The 26,003-nt window shown below is 62.5% G+C and carries 23 protein-coding genes; 4 read left to right on the top strand and 19 right to left on the bottom strand.

What is annotated here, in order from left to right; genetic code table 11:
- Positions 1-77 precede the first annotated feature (77 nt).
- From mdtD to betI, 6 genes are all read right to left on the bottom strand, one after another.
- Positions 78-1,538, bottom strand: coding sequence for a multidrug transporter subunit MdtD (gene mdtD, locus ABVN20_RS11720; protein ID WP_368557698.1), 1,461 nt, complete (start codon positions 1,536-1,538; stop codon positions 78-80).
- A 122-nt stretch (positions 1,539-1,660) separates the two neighbouring features.
- A complete protein-coding gene (locus ABVN20_RS11715; RefSeq protein WP_368555776.1) occupies positions 1,661-3,007 on the bottom strand; it encodes a TldD/PmbA family protein in 1,347 nt (448 codons plus the stop codon).
- On the bottom strand, positions 3,007-4,449 hold the full coding sequence (locus tag ABVN20_RS11710; RefSeq protein WP_368555775.1) for a TldD/PmbA family protein: 1,443 nt from the start codon (positions 4,447-4,449) through the stop codon (positions 3,007-3,009). Before ABVN20_RS11710 ends, ABVN20_RS11715 begins: the two co-directional genes overlap by 1 nt.
- Before the next feature lie 219 nt (positions 4,450-4,668).
- A complete protein-coding gene (gene betA / locus ABVN20_RS11705; protein WP_368555774.1) occupies positions 4,669-6,369 on the bottom strand; it encodes a choline dehydrogenase in 1,701 nt (566 codons plus the stop codon).
- Positions 6,370-6,535: 166 nt separating this feature from the next.
- Complete coding sequence (betB, locus tag ABVN20_RS11700; RefSeq protein WP_368555773.1) at positions 6,536-8,008, bottom strand: betaine-aldehyde dehydrogenase; 1,473 nt, start codon at positions 8,006-8,008, stop codon at positions 6,536-6,538.
- Positions 8,009-8,070: 62 nt separating this feature from the next.
- Complete coding sequence (betI, locus tag ABVN20_RS11695; RefSeq protein WP_368555772.1) at positions 8,071-8,664, bottom strand: transcriptional regulator BetI; 594 nt, start codon at positions 8,662-8,664, stop codon at positions 8,071-8,073.
- A gap of 380 nt (positions 8,665-9,044) precedes the next feature.
- Between betI and ABVN20_RS11690 the strand changes: the two genes are divergently transcribed.
- Positions 9,045-10,649: a BCCT family transporter gene (locus tag ABVN20_RS11690; RefSeq protein ID WP_368557697.1), complete on the top strand. Its 1,605-nt coding sequence runs from the start codon at positions 9,045-9,047 to the stop codon at positions 10,647-10,649.
- Positions 10,650-10,824: 175 nt separating this feature from the next.
- Here ABVN20_RS11690 and choV read toward each other — a convergent pair whose 3' ends face one another.
- The 3 genes from choV to ABVN20_RS11675 all read right to left on the bottom strand — a co-directional run bounded on the left by choV (position 10,825) and on the right by ABVN20_RS11675 (position 13,873).
- A complete protein-coding gene (gene choV / locus ABVN20_RS11685; protein ID WP_368555771.1) occupies positions 10,825-12,003 on the bottom strand; it encodes a choline ABC transporter ATP-binding protein in 1,179 nt (392 codons plus the stop codon).
- Positions 12,000-12,845 carry a choline ABC transporter permease subunit gene (gene choW / locus ABVN20_RS11680; RefSeq protein ID WP_368555770.1) on the bottom strand — a complete coding sequence of 282 codons (846 nt, stop codon included), beginning with the start codon at positions 12,843-12,845 and terminating at the stop codon, positions 12,000-12,002. The genes choV and choW overlap by 4 nt, the downstream gene beginning before the upstream one ends.
- Positions 12,846-12,922: 77 nt before the next feature.
- Positions 12,923-13,873 carry a choline ABC transporter substrate-binding protein gene (locus tag ABVN20_RS11675; protein WP_368555769.1) on the bottom strand — a complete coding sequence of 317 codons (951 nt, stop codon included), beginning with the start codon at positions 13,871-13,873 and terminating at the stop codon, positions 12,923-12,925.
- 437 nt (positions 13,874-14,310) lie between these two features.
- On the opposite strand from ABVN20_RS11675, the gene ABVN20_RS11670 reads away from it, so the two are divergent.
- Both ABVN20_RS11670 and ABVN20_RS11665 read left to right on the top strand, forming a co-directional pair.
- Positions 14,311-15,687 carry an L-serine ammonia-lyase gene (locus ABVN20_RS11670; protein ID WP_368555768.1) on the top strand — a complete coding sequence of 459 codons (1,377 nt, stop codon included), beginning with the start codon at positions 14,311-14,313 and terminating at the stop codon, positions 15,685-15,687.
- A gap of 526 nt (positions 15,688-16,213) precedes the next feature.
- Positions 16,214-17,317 (top strand): GlxA family transcriptional regulator, encoded by a 1,104-nt coding sequence (locus ABVN20_RS11665; RefSeq protein WP_192306686.1) that lies wholly within the window; start codon positions 16,214-16,216, stop codon positions 17,315-17,317.
- Between the two features lie 268 nt (positions 17,318-17,585).
- Here ABVN20_RS11665 and ABVN20_RS11660 read toward each other — a convergent pair whose 3' ends face one another.
- The 6 genes from ABVN20_RS11660 to ABVN20_RS11635 all read right to left on the bottom strand — a co-directional run bounded on the left by ABVN20_RS11660 (position 17,586) and on the right by ABVN20_RS11635 (position 23,054).
- Complete coding sequence (locus ABVN20_RS11660) at positions 17,586-17,849, bottom strand: hypothetical protein (RefSeq protein WP_368555766.1); 264 nt, start codon at positions 17,847-17,849, stop codon at positions 17,586-17,588.
- Between the two features lie 394 nt (positions 17,850-18,243).
- A complete protein-coding gene (locus ABVN20_RS11655; protein WP_368555765.1) occupies positions 18,244-19,407 on the bottom strand; it encodes a gamma-butyrobetaine dioxygenase in 1,164 nt (387 codons plus the stop codon).
- A gap of 14 nt (positions 19,408-19,421) precedes the next feature.
- Complete coding sequence (locus tag ABVN20_RS11650; protein WP_368555764.1) at positions 19,422-19,898, bottom strand: thioesterase family protein; 477 nt, start codon at positions 19,896-19,898, stop codon at positions 19,422-19,424.
- 123 nt (positions 19,899-20,021) lie between these two features.
- Complete coding sequence (locus ABVN20_RS11645; RefSeq protein WP_368555763.1) at positions 20,022-20,987, bottom strand: L-carnitine dehydrogenase; 966 nt, start codon at positions 20,985-20,987, stop codon at positions 20,022-20,024.
- A gap of 141 nt (positions 20,988-21,128) precedes the next feature.
- Complete coding sequence (locus ABVN20_RS11640; protein WP_368555762.1) at positions 21,129-22,016, bottom strand: 3-keto-5-aminohexanoate cleavage protein; 888 nt, start codon at positions 22,014-22,016, stop codon at positions 21,129-21,131.
- Between the two features lie 93 nt (positions 22,017-22,109).
- Positions 22,110-23,054: a choline ABC transporter substrate-binding protein gene (locus ABVN20_RS11635; protein WP_368555760.1), complete on the bottom strand. Its 945-nt coding sequence runs from the start codon at positions 23,052-23,054 to the stop codon at positions 22,110-22,112.
- A gap of 206 nt (positions 23,055-23,260) precedes the next feature.
- Between ABVN20_RS11635 and ABVN20_RS11630 the strand changes: the two genes are divergently transcribed.
- The gene (locus ABVN20_RS11630; protein ID WP_368555758.1) at positions 23,261-24,205 is read left to right on the top strand and encodes a GlxA family transcriptional regulator; all 945 of its coding nucleotides are present in this window, start codon (positions 23,261-23,263) and stop codon (positions 24,203-24,205) included.
- A 154-nt stretch (positions 24,206-24,359) separates the two neighbouring features.
- Here ABVN20_RS11630 and ABVN20_RS11625 read toward each other — a convergent pair whose 3' ends face one another.
- The 4 genes from ABVN20_RS11625 to ABVN20_RS11610 all read right to left on the bottom strand — a co-directional run bounded on the left by ABVN20_RS11625 (position 24,360) and on the right by ABVN20_RS11610 (position 25,963).
- On the bottom strand, positions 24,360-24,776 hold the full coding sequence (locus ABVN20_RS11625) for a DUF3010 family protein (protein ID WP_368555756.1): 417 nt from the start codon (positions 24,774-24,776) through the stop codon (positions 24,360-24,362).
- Between the two features lie 32 nt (positions 24,777-24,808).
- Positions 24,809-25,132: a helix-turn-helix domain-containing protein gene (locus tag ABVN20_RS11620; protein WP_368555755.1), complete on the bottom strand. Its 324-nt coding sequence runs from the start codon at positions 25,130-25,132 to the stop codon at positions 24,809-24,811.
- Positions 25,116-25,370: a type II toxin-antitoxin system RelE/ParE family toxin gene (locus tag ABVN20_RS11615; RefSeq protein WP_368555754.1), complete on the bottom strand. Its 255-nt coding sequence runs from the start codon at positions 25,368-25,370 to the stop codon at positions 25,116-25,118. Before ABVN20_RS11615 ends, ABVN20_RS11620 begins: the two co-directional genes overlap by 17 nt.
- Before the next feature lie 191 nt (positions 25,371-25,561).
- Positions 25,562-25,963 carry a lysozyme inhibitor LprI family protein gene (locus tag ABVN20_RS11610; RefSeq protein WP_368555753.1) on the bottom strand — a complete coding sequence of 134 codons (402 nt, stop codon included), beginning with the start codon at positions 25,961-25,963 and terminating at the stop codon, positions 25,562-25,564.
- Between the last annotated feature and the right edge of the window lie 40 nt (positions 25,964-26,003).

Here is a 26,003-nt window from a genome sequence, read left to right as displayed (position 1 = left end):
AAATGTCGCGCAGTGTACCAGTCCCGCCCGCCCTACCTGCAAATTCTGGACGAATAGCCTTTGGCCGCTATCCCCGGTCAGTGCTCGATGTGCGGGTCGCGGTTGACTATCCGGCGCCCGTCGGTAGGCGACAGCTGGGAGAAAATCGTCGCCGCCAGCATGGCCATCACGCCCACGGTGACGAAGGTCAGCTGGAACGCGCCGAGCACCGTGTCCACGCCGTCATTGCCCACTTGCGCGGTGAAGCCGCCAAGCAAGGCACCGGCACAGGCCACGCCGAGGCTCAGGGACAACTGCGCGACCACCGACAGCAGGCTGTTGCCGCTGCTGGCGCTGGCGTCGTCGAGGTCGATCAGGGTCACGGTGTTCATCGCGGTGAACTGCAACGAGTTGATCGCCCCGAGGATCGCCAGCATGCCCAGCAGCAGCCAGTACGGCGTCTGCTCGCTGACCAGGCCCATGCTCGCCAGCATCAGGCCCAGCGCCAGGGTGTTGCCGGTGAGCACGATGCGATAGCCCAGGCGCTCGATCATTGGCCGTGCCACTGACTTGGCGACCATCGCCGCGGCGGCCAGCGGCAACATGCTCATACCGGCCTGGGACGGCGAGTAACCCAGCGCCACTTGCAACAGCAGCGGCACGAGGAACGGCAGGGCGCCGCTGCCCAGGCGGGCGAACAGGTTGCCGAGGATACCCACGGCGAAGGTGCGGGTCTTGAACAGCGACGGGGCGAACAACGGATTGTCGATGTGCCCGGCGCGCAGCCAGTACGCGGCCAGGCAGGCCATGCCGCCGAACAGCAGCAACATCACCCGCAGGTGCGGCAGGTGCAGTTCGCCCAGGCCTTCCATGGCGATGGTGATCAGCACCATCGCCGCGCCAAACAACAAGAAGCCCAGGCTGTCGAACCGCGTGCGCTCGCTGCCGCGCAGGTCGGGGATGAATTTCCACACGGCGTAACAACCGATGGCGCCGACCGGCAGGTTGATCAGGAAGATCCAGTGCCAGGTCAGGTACTGCACCATCCAGCCGCCCATGGTCGGGCCGATCAGCGGGCCGAGCAGGCCGGGAATGGTGATGAAGCCCATGATCCGCACCAGCTCCGAACGCGGGTAGGCGCGCAGCACCACCAGGCGCCCCACCGGCAGCATCAGCGCGCCGCCCAGGCCCTGGATCACCCGCGCGCCGATCAGCATGCTCAGGCTGTTGGACAGCGCGCAGAGCAGCGAACCGATGCTGAACAGCAGGATCGCGCCGAAGAAGATCTTCTTGGTGCCGAAGCGGTCGGCGATCCAGCCCGAGGCGGGAATCAGCAGGGCGACGGTGAGCATGTAGGCGATGATCACCCCCTGCATGCGCAGCGGGTCTTCCGCCAGGTCGCGGGCCATGGCCGGCAGGGCGGTGTTGAGGATGGTCCCGTCCAGGGACTGCATGAAAAACGCAATGGCGACCACCCACGGCAACCAGCGGGCGGTGACAGCATCGAGAGCAGGGCGGTTGGGCATGGGGCCTCTTGTTAGGGGTGACCTTTGGGAGATTTACCTGTGGGAGCGAGCCTGCTCGCGATAGCGGTGTGTCAGTCGACCTGTTTATTACTGATGTACCGCCATCGCGAGCAGGCTCGCTCCCACAGAAGTGTTCACACCAGTGGGAGCGGTGTTTACAGGGTTAGAGTCAGCTTGCTGACCAGCGCCCCCGGCAGCAACGCCGAAGCGGTCGCCCGCTGACTATAGGTGCTCGCCGACAGCAACAGTTCCCGCTCCGAGGTCAACGCTTCCAGTTGCGACCCCAGCAGGCTGAAGGCGCTGTCGTCGAAGCGCATGGTGCTGACCGGTGCCTGGATCTCGCCGTTCTCCACCCAGAAGGTGGCGAAGCGGGTCATGCCGGTCAGACGTGCTGCCGGCTGGTCGGAGAAGTTCAGGTACCACAGGTTGCTGATGTACAGCCCGGAGCCCAATTGCTTGAGCACTTCGGCCTCGGGCAACGTGCCGGCCGCCATGTTCAGGGCGCTGGGTGATTCGTAGCTGCTGGCGCCGTTGGCGGTCAGGCCGTATTCGGCGGCGCTGCGTGAGTTCACCAGTTGCGCGTCGCCGCGGCCCTCGGTAATCAACTTCAGTTCGCTACGTGGATAACCCTCGTCGGAAAACGCCGGGCTCAGCGAGCCGCTGACCTGCTCGTCGACCGACACCAGCGGGCTGAACGATTGGTCGCCGCCATAGAGCTTCTGCAAGGGGCTGCTCTTGCTGGCGATCGACTGCGCGGAGAAACCGCCCCAGCACAACATGCCCATGATTTCTTCCAGCGCCGCCGGTGCCAGGTAGGCGCGGTACTGACCGGGCGCCAGGGTGCGCAGCGGTCGGCTGAGGAATTCGAGTTGTTCGCGTGCCTGGGCAAAACGCCGGGCGAACCCTTCGCTGTTCCAGTCATGCCCGGCATAGCTGGCTTTCACCGCCTGGCCGTTGGCGTGGAACAGGCTGAAGTCGAAGTTGAAGCTGTTGGCCTGATGCCAGCCGAATGCGCCCGCCGAGCTGGCGAAACCACGGCTGATCGGGCCGGCCGCATAGATGCCGACCAGGTCCAGGCCTTCACCCGCGCGGCTGATTTCCTCGATCACTTGCGCAGTGTCCGGCAGCGGATGCGCCTGCACATTGCTGCTTTGCCAGCCGTTGTAGTTCAGCAGCAGGTACGGATCCGGCGGCAGCAGCGGCAAGGTCTCGCGCAGTTGTTGCAGGCCCTCGGCCAGGCGTTCGGCATCCACCTCTGCATCGCCCGACAGGGTGATGTCGAGGTCGGCATGCCGGCCTTCGTTGATGAGTTTCAGGCCGATGCTCGCCTGCTGCACCTGCCCGGCCTGGCGCACCTTGCCGTGGTTGAAGCGCACGAAGGCCGACGATTCGGCGGCGTAGCTCAAGGTGAATTGTTCCGGCTCGCGCAGCGCACCGCGCAGGCGCTTGACCAGGGCCTTGAACGCCTCGGCCTGGCTGTTGGCAAAATGGCTGTGCGGCATCAGGCGTCTCCCCCAAACACATCGACATTGCTGAACACACAGGCGGGCGAGGCATGGCCGACGCGGATCACCTGGTTCGGTTCCCCCTTGCCGCAGTTCGGCGTACCCAGCACCTGGAAGGTGTTGGCATCGCCGACCGCGCTCAGGCTCTTCCAGAACTGCGCGGAAACGCCCCGGTAATTGGGGTTCTTCACCACGCCCTTGAGTTCGCCGTTTTCGATCAGTTGCCCCCATTCGCAACCGAACTGGAATTTGTTGCGAGCATCGTCGATCGACCACGAGCGGTTGGTCGACATCAGGATGCCGTGCTCGATGTTGCCGATCAGTTGCGCCAGCGGCTGGTCGCCGGGCTCGATGTTGAGGTTGGCCATGCGGTCGATGGGGGCGCGGTTCCAGCTACAGGCGCGGCTGTTGGCGACGCCGTCCATGCCCGTGCGAAATTGCGACAGCGCGCCGCCCAGCGGGCGCAGCAGCACACCTTGCTTGATCAGGAATTGCTTGCTGGCGGTACTGCCGTCGTCGTCATGCCCGTAGCTGGCCAGTTGTTCGGCAATGTTCGGATCGAACGTCACGTTGAGCAGGTTCGAGCCGTATTGCAGGTGACCGAAGTCTTCGGCCTTGACGAAGCTGGTGCCGGCGTAATTGCGCTCATCGCCGAGGATGCGGTCCAGTTCCAGCGGGTGACCGATGGATTCGTGGATCTGCAGCATCATCTGGTCGGGCATCAGCAGCAGATCTCGCGGGCCCTGCGGGGTGTTCGGCGCCAGCAGCAGTTGCAGCGCCTGGTCGGCGACCGTCGGGCCGGCACCGATCAGACCGCAGCGGCTGATCACGTCTGCGCCGCCCTGCTGGCCGAAGTTTTCGCGGCCCAGGCTGCGGGTCTGGCTGTCGTTGCCGTCGTAGGCGGTGACGTCCAGGCCTGGGTAGACAAAGCGCTGGGCCTGGCGCAACTCGGCGCCGGCGCTGCTCAGGTAGATCTGTTCGACGTGGGTGATGCCGATGCTCACCTGCCAGTTCACCAGTCGCTCGTCCTTGGGCACGGCGGCAGACTCGGCGCCGAGCAGCTCGAAGCACTCGCTCAGGGACGGGAAGGGTTGTTCGAGGTTCGGCGAAAAGTAATCGGCGCTCTCGCTGGACACCGCTTGCCCGCTCAGGTCGAGCAAGGCATGGGGCTTGAGTTGGCGCGCTTGCTGCTCGGCCTTATCAAGGGCGGCCTGCAGGCCCGATTGCGACAGGTCGTTGGTGGCGGCGTAGGTTTCGACGCCATTGACCCTCACGGTCAGCATCGCCCCTTCGTCACGCCGCAGGCTCGGAGGTTCGGCGACGTTCTTGCGCACCGACAGGTACTGGCCGGACTCGCGCACATAACGCAGGGAAAAGAATTCAGCGCCCGTGCGCAAGGCAGCGAAGCGCTGCTTGAGCTGGGGGTGGAAATCGAACATGGGTGAACCTCCTGGCGATGGAGTGGGGTGCTGCGGTGTGGCGGGGGGAGGGTGAAACGGTTGCGTGGCGCTAGAGTAGGCCTGGCAGGGGGGAGGGATCAAGGTTGGAGCGGTGATTGTGGGGGCCTCATCGCGAGCAGGCTCGCTCCCACATTGGGTCTGTGTCGTACAGAAATCCACTGTGGGAGCGAGCCTGCTCGCGATAGGGGCGACGCGGTATTACGCCGTCTGAGGCACTTCCCGCACCGCCTTACCTTTCACCGGCGCATCGCCAGCCACATAGTAATCCGCCGTGCTGCGCGGCAACGGCTGGCGACCACGGATCCGGTCGGCGATTTTCTCGGCCATCATGATGGTCGGCGCGTTCAGGTTGCCGGTGGTGATGATCGGCATGATCGAGGCATCGACCACGCGCAGGCCCTGCATGCCGTGCACGCGACCCTGGCCATCGACCACGGCCATGTCGTCGGTGCCCATCTTGCACGAGCAGGACGGGTGGAACGCGGTTTCGGCGTGCTCGCGAATGAACGTGTCCAGTTGCTCATCGGTCTGCACGTCGATGCCTGGGCTGATTTCGCGACCACGGTACGCGTCGAGGGCCGGCTGCTGCATGATTTCCCGGGTCAGGCGGATGCCGTCACGGAATTCCTGCCAGTCCTGCTCGGTGGCCATGTAGTTGAACAGGATGCTCGGGTGCTGGCGTGGGTCCTTGGACTTGAGCTGGATGCGCCCGCGGCTTGGCGAACGCATGGAGCCCATGTGCGCCTGGAAGCCGTGTTCTTTTACACCATTGCTGCCGTTGTAGTTAATCGCCACCGGCAGGAAGTGGTACTGGATGTTCGGCCATTCGAATTCCGGACGGCTGCGGATGAAGCCGCCGGCTTCGAACTGGTTGCTGGCGCCGATGCCGGTGCCGTTGAACAGCCACTCGGCACCGATGGCCGGCTGGTTGTACCAGAGCAGCGACGGGTACAGCGAGACCGGTTGGGTGCAGGCGTATTGCAGGTACAGCTCAAGGTGGTCCTGCAGGTTTTCACCGACGCCCGGCAGGTCGTGGACCACCGGGATGTCGAGGCTTTCCAGCAATTTGGCCGGGCCGACGCCGGAGCGTTGCAGCAGTTGCGGCGAGGCGATCGCGCCGCTGCACACCAGCACTTCCTTGCGCGCACGGACTTCGACGCGCTCTTCGGCGGCGCCCACCAGGTAACGCACGCCGACCGCGCGCTTGCCTTCGAAGAGGATCTTGTCGGTCAGCGCGTGGGTGACGATGGTCAGGGTCGAGCGCTGCTTGGCCACGTCCAGGTAACCGCGGGCGGTGGAAGCACGACGGCCTTTCGGGGTCACGGTGCGGTCCATCGGGCCGAAGCCTTCCTGCTGGTAGCCGTTGAGGTCTTCGGTACGCGGGTAACCGGCCTGCACGCCGGCTTCGACCATGGCGTGGAACAGCGGGTTGTTACCGGCCTTGGGCGTGGTCACGCTGACCGGACCATCGCCACCGTGGTAGTCGTTGGGACCGATGTCGCGGGTTTCCGCCTTGCGGAAATACGGCAGGCAATCGAGGTAGGTCCAGTCTTCCAGGCCCGGCAACTTGGCCCAGCCGTCGTAGTCCATGGCGTTGCCGCGGATGTAGCACATGCCGTTGATCAGCGACGAGCCGCCCAGGCCCTTGCCGCGACCACACTCCATGCGGCGCCCGTCCATGTGCGGTTCCGGATCGGTTTCGTACGCCCAGTTGTAGCGACGACCCTGCAGCGGGAAGGCCAGGGCGGCCGGCATTTGCGTGCGGAAATCCATGCGGTAGTCCGGGCCGCCTGCTTCGAGCAGCAGCACGGTGACGCCTGCGTCTTCGGTCAGGCGGGTCGCCAGGGTGTTACCGGCCGAGCCGGCACCGATGATGATGTAATCGAATTCTTGGGACATTGAATGCACCCTCTTTGATGGTGGTCCAGATCGAGGTGTCTCGGGGCGAGTGCTGCGCACTCGAATCGCGGGCAAGCCCGCTCCTACAGGGGAGGCGTTGCATTGGCTCCTGTAGGAGCGGGCTTGCCCGCGATAGCGGCCTCGCAGGCAATACAGAACTCGGCGCTTAGAACACCGACGCGTAATCGCCCAGCTCGACCTGTACCGATTTGATGCGAGTGAAGTTGTTCAGCGAGCTGATGCCGTTCTCACGGCCCACGCCCGACTGCTTGTAGCCGCCGACCGGCATCTTGGCGTCGGACTCGCCCCAGGCGTTGATCCAGCAGATGCCCGCTTCCAGTTGATGGATGATGCGGTGCGCGCGGTTCAGGTCCTTGGTGACCACACCGGCGGCCAGGCCGAAGTCGGTGTCGTTGGCGCGGCGGATCACTTCTTCTTCGGTTTCGTAGGTCAGGATCGCCATGACCGGGCCGAAGATTTCTTCGCGCACGATGGTCATGTCGTCGGTGCAGTCGGTGAACACGGTCGGCGCAACGAACGCGCCCTTGGCGAATTCGCCTTCGGTCAGGCGGCTGCCGCCGCACAGCACGCGGGCGCCTTCTTCCTTGCCCTTGGCGATGTAGCCCAGCACGCTTTCCATGTGGGCGAAGCTGACCAGCGGGCCGAAGTTGGTGTTTTCGTCTTCCGGGTTACCGATGCGGATGCGTGCCACGCGCTCGGCGATCTTGGCTTCGAACGCGGCCTTGAGGTGGCTCGGCACGAACACGCGGGTGCCGTTGGTGCAGACCTGGCCCGAGCTGTAGAAGTTGGCCATCATCGCGGTGTCGGCGGCGCGATCCAGGTCGGCGTCGTCGCAGATGATCAACGGCGATTTGCCGCCCAGTTCCATGGTCACGTCCTTGAGCGAGGAGCTCGAGGCGCTGGCCATGACTTTCTTGCCGGTGTCGGTGCCGCCGGTGAACGAGACTTTCTCGATGCGCGGGTGCTCGGTCAGCCAGGTGCCGACTTCACGGCCGCTGCCGGTCAGGACGTTGAACACGCCCGCTGGCAGGCCGGCTTCGGTGTAGATCTCGGCCAGTTTCAGGGTGGTCAGCGAGGTGACTTCGCTTGGCTTGAAGATCATCGCGTTGCCCGCCGCCAGGGCCGGTGCGGATTTCCACAGGGCGATCTGGATCGGGTAGTTCCACGCGCCGATGCCGGCGACGACGCCCAGCGGCTCGCGACGGGTGTAGACGAACGAGGTGGTGCGCAGCGGAATCTGCTCGCCTTCGATGGCAGGTACCAGGCCGGCGTAGTACTCCAGCACGTCGGCGCCGGTGACGATGTCGACGTAGCGGGTTTCGGAGTAGGCCTTGCCGGTGTCCAGGGTTTCCAGGGCGGCCAGCTCGTCGTTGCGTTCACGCAGGATTTCCACGGCGCGGCGCAGGATGCGCGAACGCTCCATGGCGGTCATGGCGGCCCAGATCTTCTGGCCCTTCTCGGCACTGACCACGGCGCGCTCGACGTCTTCCTTCGTAGCGCGTTGTACTTTTGCGAGGACTTCACCGTTAGCCGGGTTGATGGCTTCGAAGGTGGCATCGCTGCCAGCGTCGGAGTAAGCGCCATCAATGTAGAGTTTTTGCAATTCGAAACGGGCCATAAAGTCCTCGCAAGTGCATCAGTGATTGGCTCGAATCGGGTGTTGAGCGTTCTAGGTGTGCTCTAACTCACCCGCTTGGCCAGTTGGAAATCCATGTATTCGTAAGCGATCCGGTGCGCCTGCTCGGTGTCGAAAGCGTCTCCCGACAGCGCGCCGCGCAACCACAAACCGTCAATCAACGCTGCCAGGCCCCGGGCTGCACTGCGCGCATCATCGAGCGGCAGTTCGCGGCGGAACTGGCAGCACAGGTTGGAATACAGACGGTGATCGTTGATCCGCTGCAACCTGTGCAAAGACGGGTGGTGCATGCTGGTGGCCCAGAAGGCCAGCCAGGTTTTCATTGCCGGGCCATTGACCTGGCTGGCGTCGAAGTTGCCTTCGATGATCACCTGCAGATGCGCCCGCGGGCTGTCATCTGTCAGCGCCTGACGGCGCGCGGTGACATTCTCGGCCAGGACAGTCATCAGGTACTGCGCGGTGGCAGCGATCAGGCCGTTCTTGTCCTGAAAGTAGTGACTGATGATGCCATTCGAGACACCGGCCAAACGGGCGATCAGCGCAATGCTGGCGTCCCCCATCCCGACCTGATCGACCGCCAGCAGCGTGGCTTCGATCAATTGCTGGCGGCGGATGGGTTGCATACCGACCTTGGGCATCTGCACATCTCCTTGGGCCTTTTCGGCAGACGTCAAACGACTACCGGCTTGAGGCCAGTCTATTTTGTTTTGATTGAACGTTCAATCAACAAAGAATAAGCTCTGCGACAAATCGTCGCTCCCTGCCGGTTTTTCCAATCTGTAGAGGGCGATAAAACCGACACCCAAAAAGGCTCGAAACCAGCGCGCGCAAGCGTCTGCAGGCTTCGGGCTTTTTTCGGGATGTCTTTATAACACCCGCCGGTCGGCTGCCCACTAACCGATTGGTCGGGTACCGCGTTTGCCTTGTGTTCTTTTGCTGCATTGCCCGGAGCATCTGTGTCATGAGTTCTGCTGCCCTGATAAAGACCCCACCCACGAAGGTGACGGTCAACGGTTGGGTGTTCTACACCTCGACCGCGCTGATCCTGTTGTTGACCGCCATCCTGATCATCGCCCCCCAGGAGGCGGGGCGAATGCTCGGTACAGCGCAAGCCTGGCTGTCGCGCAGCTTCGGCTGGTACTACATGGTGGTGATCGCCGCCTACCTGATTTTTGTCGTCGGCCTGGCGTTTTCCTCCTACGGCAAACTGAAACTGGGCAGCAAGGACGATACCCCGGACTTCAGCTATGGCGCCTGGGCGGGGATGCTGTTTTCCTCGGGCATCGGCATTTCGCTGTTGTACTTTGGCGCTTCCGAGCCGCTGGACCATTTCTTCAACCCGCCCGAGGGCGTGGCCGGCAGCAACCAGGCAGCGCGCCAGGCGGTGCAGGTGACGTTCCTGCATTGGGGCCTGCATGGTTGGGCGATCTATGCGCTGGTCGGGTTGGCCGTGGCCTACTTTGCCTACCGGCACAACCAGCCGCTGGCGCTGCGTTCGGCGCTGTACCCGCTGGTGGGCGAGCGCTGGGTCAAGGGCGCGGCCGGGCACGCGGTGGACGGCTTCGGCATGTTCGTCACGCTGCTGGGGCTGGTGACGAACCTGGGGATCGGTTCGCTGCAAGTGTCGTCGGGCCTGGAAAACCTGTTCGGCATGCAGCACAGCAACACCAACCTGCTGATCGTGATCATCGTGATGAGCACCGTGGCGACCATCGCTGCCGTGTCGGGCGTGGAAAACGGCATTCGCCGCCTGTCCAACCTCAACATCATCCTGTTCAGCGGCCTGCTGATCTTCGTGCTGCTGTTTGGCCCGACCCTGCACCTGCTCAACGGCTTCGTGCAGAACATCGGCGACTACCTCAACGGTGTGGTGCTCAAGACTTTCGACCTGTACGTCTACACCGGCGACAGCGCCAAGTCCGACCGCTGGCTGGGCCTGTGGACCCTGTTCTACTGGGCCTGGTGGATTTCCTGGGCGCCATTCGTAGGCATGTTCATCGCGCGCATTTCCCGTGGTCGCACCGTGCGTGAACTGGTGGCCGGCGTGCTGCTGATTCCGTTGGGCTTCACCCTGGCGTGGCTGTCGATCTTCGGCAACTCGGCGCTGGACCTGGTGATGAACCACGGCGCGGTCGAACTGGGCAAAACCGCACTGGAACAGCCGTCCATGGCGATCTACCAGTTGCTGGAGCATTACCCGGCGTCGAAAGTGGTGATCGGCGTGTCGATCTTCGTCGGCTTCGTGCTGTTCCTGACCCCGGCGGATTCCGGCGCGGTGATGATGGCCAACCTTTCCTGCAAGGGCGGCACCGTCGACGAAGACGCCCCGCACTGGCTGCGGATCTTCTGGTCGGTGGTGATCACCCTGGTGACCATCGGCCTGCTGTTCGCCGGCAACTTCGAAGCCATGCAGACCATGGTGGTATTGGCTGGTTTGCCGTTCTCGGTGGTGCTGGTGTGTTTCATGTTCGGCTTGCACAAGGCCATGCGCCAGGACCAGCAGGCGGAACTGGAGCAGGCCGAACTGGCGGCGCGCAGTCGTCGTGGGTTCAACGAGTTGCTGACCGAGCTGGACATGGAGCCTTCGCGAGCGGCGGTGAGTCGTGATGGGGTTTCTGCCTGAAGCACCGAGTCGTTTTATCGCGAGCAGGCTCGCTCCCACAGGTTTTGGGTCGTTCACAAAACCTGTGTTCAAACTGATCCATTGTGGGAGCGAGCCTGCTCGCGATCGGTTCTTCAGAGTTGTCCGTACAAACAAAAACGCCGCGATCTCTCGCGGCGTTTTTGCATCTGTGGCCTTACCCCAGGTTCTTGCCCAGCAACGCGTGATACAGCTCGCTGTCGCCAAGAATCCCCACCACCTTGTTGTTGTCGTGCAGCACCAGCTTGTTGCCGGTCTGGTAGCGGATCTGCAACGCATCGCGCATGCCGATGCTCGAATCCACCAGCGTCGGTCGGCGGCCCAGGCCTTCCACTGCTTGCCCCGGCGCCCAGTTCTGCAGGTCCAGGGTCGAGCCGTTCTGGCGGGCACCCTTGATGGTGTTGCCTTCGGCCAGGTCCAGCCAGGAGTCGCCACCCGGGTCGAGGCACACCGAGCCGTTGATGCGTTTGCAGTTGTCCAGGGTGCGCATCAGGCTGCGGCCGCACAACACGTTCAGCGGGTTGGTGTGGGCGACAAAGGTACGCACGTAGTCGTCCGCCGGGTTCAGCACGATTTCTTCCGGCTTGCTGTACTGGATGATCCGCCCGTCTTTCATGATCGCGATGCGGCTGCCCAGCTTCAGGGCCTCGTCGAGGTCGTGGCTGACGAACACGATGGTCTTGCTCAGCTTGCGTTGCAGTTCCAGCAGTTCGTCCTGCAGACCCTGGCGGATCAGCGGGTCGAGGGCCGAGAACGGTTCGTCCATCAACAGGATGTCAGCGTCCATCGCCAGCGCGCGGGCCAGGCCGACACGCTGCTGCATGCCGCCGGAGAGCTCGTCGGGCTTCTTGTTGCGCCATTGGGTCAGGCCCACCAGTTCGAGTTTTTCATCGACCAGTTTCTTGCGGTCCTTTTCCGGGCGGCCCTGCATTTCCAGGCCGAAGCTGATGTTCTCGCGCACCGTCAGCCAGGGCATCAGGGCGAACTTCTGGAACACCATGGCAATGCGCTTGGTGCGCATCATCTTCAGCTCGGCGGCGGTGCAGGAGGCAATGTCGATCTGCCGGCCTTCGTGCTCGACGAACAGCTTGCCGCGGCTGACGGTGTTGAGGCCGTTGATGCAGCGCAGCAGGCTGGACTTGCCGGAACCGGACAGGCCCATCAGCACGCAGATTTCACCTTTCTCGATGTCCAGGCTGGCCTTTTCCACGCCGACGATCTGCCCGGTCTTTTTCAGGATCTCGTTACGGGTCATGCCCTGATCCAGCAGCTTGAGCGCCTCGCGTGGATCCTTGGTGAAGATTACATCGACGTCTTCGAAGCGAATTATGCTCATGCGTCACCCCCTACTTTGGCGTCGGGTTGTTTGCAGATACGGTCGAGCATGATCGCCAGCAGTACGATCGCCAGGCCGGCTTCGAAGCCCAGGGCGATATCAGCAGTGTTCAGTGCGTTGACCACCGGTTTGCCGAGTCCGTCGGCGCCCACCAGTGCCGCGATCACCACCATCGACAACGACAGCATGATGCACTGGGTGATGCCCGCCGCGATGCTCGGCATGGCGTGGGGCAGTTCGATCCTGGTCAGCAGTTGACGTCGCGAGCAGCCGAAGGCCTTGCCGGCGTCCATCAGTTCCTGTGGCACATCGCGGATACCCAGGTAGGTCAGGCGGATGGGCGCGGCAATCGCAAACACCACCGTCGAAATCAGGCCTGGGACCACACCCAGCCCGAAGAGGGTCAGGGTAGGAATGAGGTATACGAAGGTCGGTACGGTCTGCATCAGATCGAGTACCGGTCGCATGAGGGTAAAGAACATCGGTTTGTGCGCGGCAATAATGCCCAGCGGCACGCCGATGACCACGCAGACCAAGGTGGCGAACAGCACCTGGGCGAGGGTTTCCATGGTCTCCTGCCAGTAACCCAGATTGAGGATCAGTAGAAAGGAAGCGATGACGAAGACGGTCAGGCCCCATTTGCGTTGGATGAAATGCGCCAGTAGCGCGATAAGCCCGATCAAGACCAGCGGGTTGAACCAGGTGAGCGCAAACGTCACGCCGTGGATCATCGTTTCCAGTGACACGGCGATGGCGTCGAAGGTGTTGGCGCCGTGTTGCGTCAACCATTCAACGAAGCCTGCAATGTACTGGCCTAGAGGTATTTTCTGATCAATCAGCATGGTAGTGAACGTCCGCATGCAAGGAAATAAACAGCCCGGACGGCCTGAGCCGCCCGGCATAAGCGATGCTCTTTAACTCAAGGCTGGTTGAGCTTGGCTTTCACGGCCTCCAGGCCAGGTTTACCGTCAGTGGTGGTCACGCCAGCGAGCCAGGTATCGAGCACCTGTGGGTTCTTTTTCAGCCAGGCTTTGGCGGCCGCGTCAGGCTTCATCTTGTCGTCCAGGATGTTGCCCATGAGTTCGCTTTCCATGTCGACCGTGAACTCCAGGTTTTTCAGCAGTTGGCCCACGTTGCTGCATTCCTCGGCGTAACCCTTGCGGGTGTTGGTCGCCACGGTGGCGGCACCGAAATCCGGGCCAAAGAAGTCGTCGCCGCCGGTGAGGTACTGGATCTTGAAGCGTTTGTTCATCGGATGCGGCGCCCAGCCGAGGAAGACCACGGCGGTGTCGCGTTTCTGTGCGCGGTCGACCTGCGACAGCATGCCCGCTTCGCTGGACTCGACGACCTTGAAGCCGGCGTCTTTGAGGCCAAAGGCGTTCTTGTCGATCATGCTCTGGATCAGGCGGTTGCCGTCGTTGCCGGGCTCGATGCCGTAGATCTTGCCGTCCAGTTCCTTCTTGAACTTGGCGATGTCGGCAAAATCATGCAGGCCTTTGTCGTACAGAGCCTGGGGCACGGCGAGGGTGTACTTGGCGCCCTTGAGGTTGGTGCGCACGGTTTCCACAGTGCCGGCGTCGCGGTAGGCCTTGATGTCGTTTTCCATGGTCGGCATCCAGTTGCCGAGGAAAACGTCCATGTTCTTGCCGTCGGCCAGGGACTTGTAGGTCACCGGCACGGAAATCATCGTGGTCTTGGTCTTGTAGCCCAGGGCGTTGAGCACGACGCTGGTGGTGGCGGTTGTCGCGGTGATGTCGGTCCAGCCGACATCGGAGAAGTTCACGGTATTGCATTGTGCGGGTTCTGCAGCTTGTGCCAATAACGGCAGGCTGAGCATGGCGGCCAACAACAACGACGGGGAACCTTTCATGAATGGACTCCTTGGTGTTTTTTTTTGGCAGTGTTCCGACTGGGACCACCGCACTTATGGGTTGCGGTTGGGTGGCGTTCTTGTGACAGCTCTTACCGCAGCGCCTGCAATCGAGTCGAATAAGATCATGTACCAGTGAAAATCTGACGCCTACAGGGGGCGTCGTAACCAGTACAGGGATGGTCGCATCCAGTGTCGGTGACGTCGTTTACAGATTTTTTCAGGTCCTTTTGCCCCGCTGCGCCGCAAAAAAGCGGCGAAACATGGCGTAAAACGCCAGCGGCGTTGCTGGACATGAGTGCGTCGGTTCGAGACGTCGCACGACAACCCAAAAGCCCGATGATGCGGCCATCTCGGCGGATTGCAGCTTGAGCGTAGCAGCTCCGTCACCGGGCGCTTTTGCGCCTGGAAATGGCACATCCAGGAGTTCGGCAGCCATGGCTATCAGCGTTTTCGACCTGTTCAAAATCGGCATCGGTCCTTCCAGCTCGCACACCGTCGGGCCGATGCGCGCCGCCGCGCTGTTCGTGCAGGGTTTGCGCGAGCAGGGGCGGCTGGAACAGGTGCGGCGGGTCGAGGTCCGGTTGTATGGCTCGTTGTCGGCCACCGGCATCGGCCACGGTAGCGACAATGCGGTGATCATGGGCCTGATGGGCGAGTGGCCGGATGCGATCGACCCGTCGCAAATCGGCATCCGCATCGCCACCTTGCGCGAAACCGACACGCTGCTGCTCGACGGGCGCCTGCCGGTGCCGTTCATCTGGGCGCGGGACATGCTGCTTATAGATGAGAACCTGCCGTTTCACCCCAATGCCATGACCCTGGTGGCCGAGGGCGATGACGGCGAGCTGCATCGCGACACCTACTATTCCGTCGGCGGCGGCTTTGTCGTCGATGAGGCCCAGGCCAGCAGTGGCGTGGTCGACCTGGACCGCACCGAACTGCCTTACGACTTTTCCAGCGCCGTCGAGCTGCTGGAACTGTGCAAGCGCCACAACCTGCGGGTGGCCGAACTGATGATGGCCAATGAGCGGGTGTGGCGCAGCGAGGAAGAAATCCGCGCCGGCCTGATGAAACTCTGGCGGGCCATGCAGGATTGCGTCGAACACGGCCTCAAGCACGAGGGCATCCTGCCCGGCGGGCTGAATGTGCGCCGGCGCGCGGCCAAGTTGCACCGCAGTTTGCAGGAGCTGAACAAGCCCAACGTGATCGGCTCGACCTTGAGCGCCATGGAGTGGGTCAACCTGTATGCCCTGGCGGTCAACGAAGAAAACGCCGCCGGTGGGCGCATGGTCACGGCACCGACCAATGGCGCGGCAGGGATCATCCCGGCGGTGTTGCACTACTTCATGAAGTTCAGCGAGGCGGTGACGGACGCCAACGTGGTCGACTACTTCCTCGGTGCGGCGGCGGTGGGCATCCTGTGCAAGAAGAACGCCTCGATTTCCGGCGCCGAAGTCGGCTGCCAGGGTGAAGTCGGTTCCGCCTGCGCCATGGCGGCGGCGGGGCTGGCGGAAATCCTCGGCGCGACGCCGGAGCAATTGTGCAACGCCGCGGAAATCGGCCTGGAGCACAACCTCGGCCTGACCTGCGACCCGGTGGGCGGCCTGGTCCAGGTGCCGTGCATCGAGCGCAACGCGATTGCCGCGGTGAAGGCGATCAACGCCGCACAAATGGCTCTGCGTGGCGACGGCCAGCATTTCATCTCGCTGGACCGGGTGATCCGCACCATGCGCGATACCGGCGCGGACATGCATGACAAATATAAAGAGACATCGCGGGGTGGGTTGGCGGTGAGTGCGGTGGAGTGTTGAGATCGCGTTGACCCCCATCGCGAGCAGGCTCGCTCCCACAAGGGATTTGTGAACATCGCAGATCAACTGTAGGAGCGAGCTTGCTCGCGATGGCGTCAGACCAGTCAAAACTGCGCGCAAATCGAACACCCGCGCTCATCCACGCCACCTTTTAGCGCGTCGCTCACAGATAAATGCCCCCGCCACCGGTCGGGTACAATCACGGCGTGAACCACCCATCCCCCCGCGCCTGGGGTGACACTCTCCCCGGATTGCCCACAGCCCCCTTCCCACAAGTGCTACCGAACTGCTCACACCCTTCGCGACAGCACACTTCGCAGCGCTGATGGCACTTATTACCCCCACTCGCGGCGCGGCTTATATAGACACGTCCATAGGTCGTTTTCAGGATTTATTGAACGCGCATTCAAGTTTAGGCATGGCATTTGCTCTGTCATTACAAAGCCCGTCTCCACTGCGAGAACGATGGCCATAACAAGAGCCTCCGCCTGAGGCCATCACCTGCTTTGTGTGAGGAGATACCGCGATGACGTCGTTCAACTCCGGGGCTCAACCCCAGAACCGTGCGCCTCAATCCATCGGCTTTCTGCTGCTGGACAATTTCACGCTGATTTCCCTGGCCTCCGCCGTAGAACCCCTGCGCATGGCCAACCAATTGTCCGGTCGCGAGTTGTATCGCTGGACCACGCTCACCGTCGATGGCGGCCAGGTCTGGGCCAGTGACGGCCTGCAGATCACCCCTGACGCCTCCATGCACAAAGCCCCGGCCATGGACACCATCATTGTCTGCGGCGGTATCGGTATTCAACGCACCGTGACCCGTGAACACGTGTCATGGCTGCAAAGCCAGGCGCGCCAGTCCAAGCGCCTGGGCGCGGTCTGCACCGGCAGCTGGGCCCTGGCCTGCGCCGGCCTGCTCGACGGTTTCGATTGCAGCGTGCACTGGGAGTGCCTGGCCTCGATGCAGGAAGCCTTCCCGCGCGTGGCCATGAGCACCCGACTGTTCACCCTGGACCGTAACCGTTTCACCAGCTCCGGCGGCACCGCGCCGCTGGACATGATGCTGCACCTGATCAGCCGCGATCACGGCCGCGAACTGTCGGCCGCGATTTCCGAGATGTTCGTCTACGAGCGCATCCGCAACGAACAGGATCACCAGCGCGTACCGCTCAAGCACATGCTGGGCACCAACCAGCCGAAACTGCAGGAAATTGTCGCGCTGATGGAAGCCAACCTCGAGGAGCCGATCGACCTCGACGAACTGGCGGTGTACGTCGCCGTGTCCCGTCGCCAGCTCGAACGGCTGTTCCAGAAATACCTGCATTGCTCGCCGTCGCGTTACTACCTGAAGCTGCGCCTGATCCGTGCGCGGCAGCTGCTCAAGCAAACGCCGATGTCGATCATCGAAGTGGCGTCGGTCTGTGGCTTCGTGTCCACCCCGCACTTCTCCAAGTGCTACCGCGAATACTTCGGCATCCCGCCGCGTGACGAACGCGTCGGCTCCAACACCACCCAGCAGGTGGCACTGATGCCACTGCCGCAAGCGCTGGTGCTGTCGCCATTGTCCGGACCGCTGTCGGCGCTGAGCCAGGCGCGCAATGAGTCGACGTTTGCCAGTGTGAGGCTGTAAAGCCTCAGCTTCTTCTGTAGGAGCGAGCTTGCTCGCGATGCTAGCCAAGGCACCGCGGGCATCCAGACATCCCGCGTCATCGTTAACGACCATCGCGAGCAGGCTCGCTCCCACAGGTGTTTAAGGTGTTCACAGCTTTTGTGTTCACCCCGCCCCCTGTAGGAGCGAGCTTGCTCGCGATGGTAGTCCAGACACCGCGGGCATTCAGAAAATCCGCGTTATCGTTAACGACCATCGCGAGCAAGCTCGCTCCTACAGGGGTAAATTTTTAGACAGCACGACCTTGCTGATACGCCGCCAACGCCGGCAACAACTGCCGATCAATCGCCTGGCGTACGGCCGGGAGGATGGTCGCGCTGCTGGTGTACATCTGCTTGACCATGGTGCGCAGGGTCATCGCGCGTTCGTCGTTCAAACCGCGTACGGCGCACTCGCAGGCCTGCTCGGCCGTGGCGCCGTTGGGTACCTGGAAACCCAGTGACTTGAGTTGGCCCAACAGGTCTTCCTGATCGATCAGATCGGCATGCATCATGGCGTAAATCCTTCTTCCGGGAATGGTGTCGTGGCTCGATTCTGGTAGGGGGGAAGGGGCGCGGCAAGGGCGATTTGTCGTGATGGCCGCATTGACTATGAGCATGTCGTTTTCGGCTAACTTGCCTTGCCGGGGAGTCGGCACACTGGCTCCAGCTTGCTTCACGAAGGTTTGGTCACCCTCGCATGGCGGCTCCTCAACAGTACCCTCTGCCCCGATCCTGTCACGGCTTGTATCGGGGCTTTTTTTGTCTGTGAATCTTTGGGTTTTGTTGTGTCTGGGCGGGCCTCATCGCGAGCAAGCTCGCTCCTACAGGGGGCAGGGCGTATACAAGATTTGTGAACACCCCCAATACCTGTAGGAGCGGGCTTGCCCGCGATGAAGTCGGCTCGGTCTACCGCTGCAACACCAGGATGCGCGACAGCAGCTCATCGCGATCCACATAACAGCCCTGGAAATGCCGCGCTCCGGTGGCCGGGTCGAACGCGTTGCGCGCGTGCAGCGTGCGGCGGTTGTCGAAGCACCACAGCTCGCCGGGGTTGAGCCGCTGCATCAGTCGAAACCGGCTCTCGCGGGTCATGGCGATGAACCGGCGATAGGCCCGGTACAGCCTGGGCATCTGTTCCACCGAGGCATCGAACGGCCCGCGCAGGAAGTTGGCCATGCGGATTTCCGCGACCTTTCCCAGGGCGTTCAAGGCGATGATCGGTGCCAGGCAGCGGTAGTCGCTGTGGCGGTCCTTGTTGCGAAACTCCACGGGGATCTCGCACAGCGCCTGGAACGCCTCGGGGTCTTCCTCGCGTAACGCTTGGGCGATGGCAAAACCGTCGACGAAGATGCTTTCACCCCCTTCGGCATCGTTGACCAGGCAATGCAGGAATTGCAGCCCCGGTTGCAGCTCGCGGGTCGGCAGGTCGCTGTGCAGCGGCAGGTTGAAAGCGGTGTAGGCGTTGCTGTCGGCATCGGCCTTGGATTGCACGTTGAACAGCACGCCGAAATTGCTCTCGCGGATGAACGAAATCCGCTGCGCGATCAGTTTCAGCGAACCGGGCTCGGTGGGCACGCCGCGTACCTGGGTCAGGCCGGTATCGCGCACCGCCAGCAACCATTGCAGCAGGGCGTGGTTGTCGTTCATCAACGCCTGATAGTCGAACACCGGCAGTGTCAGGTCGCTGTACCAGAGCTTCGCCCCGGGCTTGGCCGCCTGGCGTTCGGCGCGCGACGCATCGTCGTAGGCGTGGGCGCGCAACCATCCCGGATCGAAGCGGCTCTGATGGCCGTCCTGCCAGTCGATGCTCAGGCAACCCTGTTCGTCGACACGGGCGTTGGTCGCCTTCAAGTCCGCTTCGACATCGACGATTTCCAATACCTGCTCGCGGGTCACGCTGTAGACGCATTGTGTGCACGGGCAGTTGTCCCGCAGCCATTGATGATGGAACGGGCTGACACGCTGGTCGGCCCAGGTCACCACGACACGATCGGCCAGGGCCTGCACGCCACCGAGCGCGCTGATCAACGGATACGTACGAAAGTCGGCAAACGCAGCGGCGGTGTTCATGGCGATCTCCTTGATTATTTTTTTGTCGGTAACGCGATCACTCGGCCAATGTATTGCGGGGCGGACAGGTCAGCCTGCTCGGTGACGATGGCTGCGAGCCGCGCCAGCGAAGTTTCGCTGAACGGCGTGGCATGCGGGCCGGCGAGGTCGACGTGCAAGAGCATCTGCTCGTTGCCGGCCAGTGCCTTGTCGTCGCCCACGAGATGCAGGCTGTGATACAGGTGCAGGCGTTTGCTGTCGTGACCGATGATCTGCGTGCGCACCTCGACCTCGGCATCGAGCTTCACTTCGTGCAGGTAATTGAGGTGCAGCTCCAGGGTGAACAGCGAATGGCCGCTGGCTTCGCGGCTGTTGCTGTCGAGGCCGAGTCGGTCCATCAGGGCGTCGGTGGCGTAGCTGAAGATCAGCAGGTAGAAGGCGTCGCGCAGGTGGCCGTTGTAGTCGACCCAGTCGGGGATGATGCGGGTCTGGTAGGTGGTGAGGGTGGGCATGGTGATTGATCCGGAGTGTGTGGGGATTTGGCTACCGTCATCGCGGGCAAGCCCGCTCCCACAGGATTCGTGAGCACCGCAAAACCTGTGGGAGCGGGCTTGCCCGCGATGAGGCCAGACCTGCTATTCGCTGAAACTCATGCCATGTTTGGCCTTGGTCGCCTTCACCGCCTCCAGCACCGCCATCAGGCAATCATCACGATAGCGCTCCAGCGCCGAAATGCTGTGTGAGCCCAGTTGCTCGCTGGTGCCATCGACCACGTCGTCGATCAGCTTTTCGGTCAGCTCGGGCGCTGGCAGGTAGGTCCAGGGCAACTGCAGGGCCGGGCCGAACTGGGCCATGAAGTGACGCATGCCCGCGTCACCACCGGCCAGGGTGTAGGTGAGGAAGGTGCCCATGAACGACCAGCGCAGGCCCGCGCCAAAGCGGATCGCGTCGTCGATTTCGCCGGTGGTCGCCACGCCGTCGTTGACCAGGTGCAGCGCCTCGCGCCATAGCGCTTCGAGCAGGCGATCGGCGATGAACCCCGGCACTTCCTTGCGCACATGCAGCGGGCGCATCCCCAGGGATTCGTAGACTTGCATGGCGGCCTGCACGGCTTCAGGAGCGGTGTTCTTGCCGCCGACCACTTCCACCAATGGCAGCAGGTACACCGGGTTGAACGGGTGACCGACCACGCAGCGCTCCGGGTGCGTGGCACTCTCGTAGAACTCGCTGGGTAGCAGCCCCGAGGTGCTGGAGCCGATCAGGGCATTGGGCTTGGCCGCCGCGCTGATTTTGCTGTGCAGGTCCAGTTTCAGCTCAAGGCGTTCCGGAGCGCTTTCCTGGATGAAGTCGGCATCGCGTACGCACTCTTCGATGGTGGCGACAAAACGCAGGCGATCCTGCGAAGCGCCGGGCGCCAGGCCTTGTTTCTCCAGAGCGCCCCAGGCGTTGGCCACGCGCTTGCGCAAGGCTGCTTCGGCGCCGGGCGCCGGGTCCCAGGCGACGACGTCCAGGCCGTGGGCGAGGGCGCGGGACACCCAGCCGCTACCGATGACACCGCTGCCGAGGGCGGCGAAGGTTTTGATGTTGGTGATGAAGCTCATGATCGCATCCCGAGAATTTGAAAAGAAAAACTGTAGGAGCGAGCTTGCTCGCGATAGCGGCATGCCAGTCGACATCAATGCTGAATGTGCTGACGTCATCGCGAGCAAGCTCGCTCCTACAGGGGGAAAAACGGAGGAGGTTTAGCCGCGCTGCTTGAGCCCCATCTTCTTGCGGCCCTCGGCCGGGGTCAGGACGCGGGCGCCCATGCGGCTGAGGATTTCGCTGGCGCGTTCCACCAGTTGGCCGTTGGTGGCCAGCACGCCCTTGTCCAGCCAGATGTTGTCTTCCAGGCCGACCCGCACGTTGCCGCCCAGCAGCACCGCCTGCGCCGCCATCGGCATCTGCATGCGACCGATGCCGAAGCCGGCCCAGACCGCGTCTGGCGGCAGGTTATCGACCATGGCCTTCATGGTGGTGGTGTCCGCGGGGGCGCCCCACGGGATGCCCAGGCACAGCTGGAACAGCGGGTTGTCGAGCAGGCCTTCTTTCATCATCTGCTTGGCGAACCACAGGTGGCCGGTGTCGAAGATCTCCAGCTCAGCCTTCACCCCCAGCTCCTGGATGCGCTTGGCGCCGGCACGCAGTTGCGCCGGGGTCGAGACGTAAATGGTGTCGCCATCGCCGAAGTTCAGGGTGCCGCAATCGAGGGTGCAGATTTCCGGCAGCAGTTCCTCGACGTGGGCCAGGCGGGTCAACGGGCCGACCAAGTCGGTGTTGGGGCCGAATTCCATGGGGTTTTCCCCGGCGCCGATTTCCAGGTCGCCGCCCATGCCGGCCGTCAGGTTGACGATGATGTCGACGTCGGCCTCGCGAATGCGCTCCATGACTTCGCGGTACAGCGCCACGTCGCGGCTGAACTTGCCGGTTTCGGGGTTGCGCACGTGGCAGTGCACCACGGTGGCGCCGGCCTTGGCGGCTTCCACGGCGGCGGCGGCGATCTGTTTCGGGGTGACCGGCACGTGCGGGCTCTTGGCGGTCGTGTCGCCAGCACCGGTGAGTGCGCAGGTGATGATGACGTCGTGGTTCATGGGGCGGTTCCTTACAGGCGAGTGCTTTTCGGTGGGCGTAACGGTGCCGTTCGCAGCCCGCAGGGGCTGCGAAACGGTGATTCGTTCATTGGGTTATTTGGCGGTCAGTTGCAGGTTTTCAGCCGCCGGCTTGCCATCGAAGGTGGTCACACCTTCAAGCCAGCGTTCCTTGTCCTGCGGGTGATCCTTGAGCCATTGGCGGGCCGATTCGAGGGCGTCCTTGTGATCCAGCAGCGGCTGCATCATCCGGCTCTCGTCTTCGGCGGTGAAGGTCAGGTTGGTCAGCAGGCGGCCGATGTTCGGGCACTGCTGGGCATAGGTCGGCGCGGTGACGGTCCACACGGTGGCCATGCCTTCGTTCGGGCCTAGGGCGTCGTCGCTGCCGGTCAGGTAGGTCATCTGCACGTTGACGTTCATCGGGTGCGGCGCCCAGCCGAAGAACACCACGGCTTCCTTGCGGCGCACGGCGCGGTCGACGGCGGCGAGCATGCCGGCCTCGCTGGACTCCACCAACTGGAACTTGCCCAGGCCGAACTGGTTCTTGGCGATCATCGCCTTGATCTGGGTATTGGCGCCGGAACCGGGCTCGATGCCGTAGATCTTGCCGCCCAGTTCTTTCTCGAACTTGGCGATGTCAGCGAAGGTTTTCAGGCCCTTGTCGGCGAGGTAGGTCGGCACGGCGAGGGTCGCACGGGCATCCTTCAGGCTTGGCTCTTCAAGCACCTTGACCTGGTTGGCCTCGACGAACGGCGTGATGGTCTGGGTCATCAGCGGGTTCCAGTAGCCCAGGAACAGGTCCAGGCGCTGGTCGCGGATGCCGGCGAAGATGATCTGCTGGGAGGCGCTGGTTTGCTTGGTCTTGTAGCCGAGGCCGTCGAGCAGGACCTGGGTCATGGCGCTGGTGGCGATCACGTCGGTCCAGTTCACGACGCCCATGCGCACGTTCTGGCACGATGCAGGCTCGGCCGCCATGACGCTGGCGTTCAGCAAGGCGGTACCACTCAGTGCAAGAACACAGCTGCTGATCAGTCGTTTCATCACAGGTTTCCTCGGCAGAACATTATTGTGGGGTCCGGTGTCTGTGCGCCGGTGATGCCAACGTTACGCAGCCTTGGCCCCCTGAAAGCGCACTGCGGCGACCAGCTCTTGCACTGCAGCGACCTGTGCTCTTGAATGCTGGGTGCAAGTGGCGTATCAACATCCACACGCTAGCGGTCTCACGTTACTGGCTGATCGAGTGCGCCATGTCCCAGGATTTCTACTTTTTGTTGATGCCGGGTTTCTCGGCCATCGGATTCATCTCGGCCATCGAGCCGCTGCGGGTCGCCAATCGCTTTCGCGGCGAGCTGTACCGCTGGCATGTGCTGAGCGCCGACGGTGGGGCGGTCCTGGCCAGCAATGGCATGTCGGTCAACGCCGATGCCGCGCTGGAGCCTTTGAAGAAAGGCGCGACGCTGCTGGTGGTCGCCGGCTTCGAACCGCTGAAGTTCGCCACGCCCGCCCTGGAGCATTGGCTGCGCCGACTCGACAAGGAAGGCGTGACCCTCGGCGGGATCGACACCGGCAGCGTTGTCCTGGCCGAAGCCGGCCTGCTCGATGGTCACCGCCTGACCCTGCACTGGGAAGCCATCGACGCCTTCAAGGAATCCTATCCACAACTGAGCGTCACCCAGGAACTGTTCGAGATCGACCGCCGGCGCATCACCTGCGCGGGCGGTACCGCCTCCATCGACCTGATGCTCGACCTGATCGCCCAGGCCCACGGCCCGGAACTGGCGATCCAGGTCAGCGAGCAATTCGTGCTCGGCCGCATCCGCCCGCGCAAGGACCACCAGCGCATGGAAGTCGCCACGCGGTATGGCATCAGCAACAAGAAACTGGTGCAGGTGATCGGCGAAATGGAGCAACACAGCGAACCGCCGCTGACCACCCTGGAACTGGCCGAGTCGATCAAGGTGACGCGCCGGCAACTGGAACGGCTGTTTCGCCTGCACCTGAACGACACGCCGAGCAATTTCTACTTGAGGTTGCGGCTGGAAAAGGCCCGGCAGTTGTTGCGCCAGACCGACATGAGCGTGCTGGAAGTGAGCATTGCCTGCGGGTTTGAATCGCCGTCGTATTTCACTCGCAGCTATCGCGCGCGGTTTGCGCGGTGTCCGCGGGAAGATCGGCGCACCGCGAAGGCATGAACATCGGATAAACCTGTGGGAGCGGCGGTGCGGCGGTGCGACGGTTCGACTTGCTCGCGAAAGCGGTGTGTTAGTCAGTATCAAGGTGTCTGATACACCGCTTTCGCGAGCAAGCCCGCTCCCACAGGAGGGCTGCTTTGACCGGTTGAGAGGGTTACTTCTTCATCAGCGCCGAACAGGCCGCTTTATAGGCCTCATGCTGATACTTGTTCAGCGTCGCCGGCGGCTCGAAACCGTGCTTCTTGGCCTGTGCATTGATGGTCTGCGGTGACAGCAGCGTCACCTCGCAGCTTTCGAGCAACTGGAAAACGCCCTCGATCTTGAACGTCGTCGGCCCACCGGCGAATTCGCCTTTTTTGCTGCGCTTCTTGATCGCGATCCGGTCGATGGCGTTCTCGCGAACGAACGAGGCGACCTGTGCGGCAAACACCTTGACGTTGGCCGCCTCGTCGTCGTCATCCAGGGCGATCTTCTTGGTGTTGAGCGCGACATGGCCCAGCGCCTGACCGTCGAGCGCCGCCACGGCAATGATCGCCTCACTGCCCTTGATTTCAATGCCGCAGATTTTCATGTCGGTGCCTTTCAAAATGGATGTTGCGCAGTCTACAGCTCAAGCTGGTTGGCGGTGATGCCAAACGCCGCAGCAATTTTCTCGCGGGTGGCCCGACGCGGCTTCGCGACGGTTTCCTGCTGGGCGAAGGCAGGTTGCGAGATGCCCATGCGTTGGGCCACTTCTTCCTGGGTAAGGTTCAAGTGTTCGCGCCAGGCGCGAATCGGGGTCGCACCGTCGACCATCCGGCTGACCACTTCATGGGGAATCAAGTCGGGTTCGATCTTCTGCGCCACATATTGCGCGTAAGGAATGACCACGAAAGCAGGATTGCCCTCTGCATCGTTGATGATTTGAACGTCAGTAGGTGCGTTCATCGCGTTTTTTGACCTCTTGGATACTGATCACTTTGATTGCTCCATCCCAATCGAACATGACTCTGTAATGACCTACTCGAAGTCGATAGGCATACAGATGGCCGACCAGTGCTTTGACGTTGCCCGTATCGGGCATGTCAGCCAGCGACGTCACGGCATCGCGAACCTGGCTCTGATGAGTGGAATGCAATTTCAGGAGTTGCTTAACGGCCTTTCGAGTCCAGTGGATACTGTTCATGAGAGAATATAAGTCTTTTATAAGATTTCCAATCTTTACTTATATTTCTCTTAGGGCCAATAAACAAAACATGTCGGGGTGTTGCCCAAGGGGAGGGTCCGACAAGGTGTGATGTGGGGTCTGTAGGCAGGCTCAGCAAGGTGTGTAGGAGAGGGCTGGCAAGAGTGCCAGCTCCTCGCAGAAGCATCATTTCACTCCTGCCCAATCGACTCCAAAAACTCCGACCGCTCGTCGCTCATGCGCGCCACGCAGTCATTTTGCGCGATGGTGAAGGCCTTGCTGCCACTGGTCGCAGGGAAGGCTTCGACGGCGCAGTCGGCGTCGCGGGTTTTCAGCCATTGTTGCTGGGCGGCCTTGATCTTGCCGGTGATGTCGGCCAGTTGCGTCGGGTTCTTGCCATAGACGCCTTGCAGGCGTTCGGTGAGGCTTTGGAGGTTGTCCTTGAGCAGGTCTTCGGCGGTGGTGCGGCTGTAGACCGAGCATTCCAGGGTCTGCACGTCGTTTTCGACTGCGTCGCAAGGGTTGGTGTCGGACTCCTGCGCCGCGTGTGCGCCGGTCGTTATCAGTGCCAAGGCCAGCAAAACAGATTTCATCGCATCACCCCAAATTCCGTAATGGCGCGAATTCTGGCCC

The sequence above is a fragment of the Pseudomonas sp. MYb118 genome (genome assembly GCF_040947875.1).
Taxonomy (GTDB): Bacteria; Pseudomonadota; Gammaproteobacteria; order Pseudomonadales; family Pseudomonadaceae; genus Aquipseudomonas.
The sequence above is the reverse complement of the archived record's forward strand: the minus strand, read 5'-3'. Positions and strand labels throughout refer to the sequence as shown.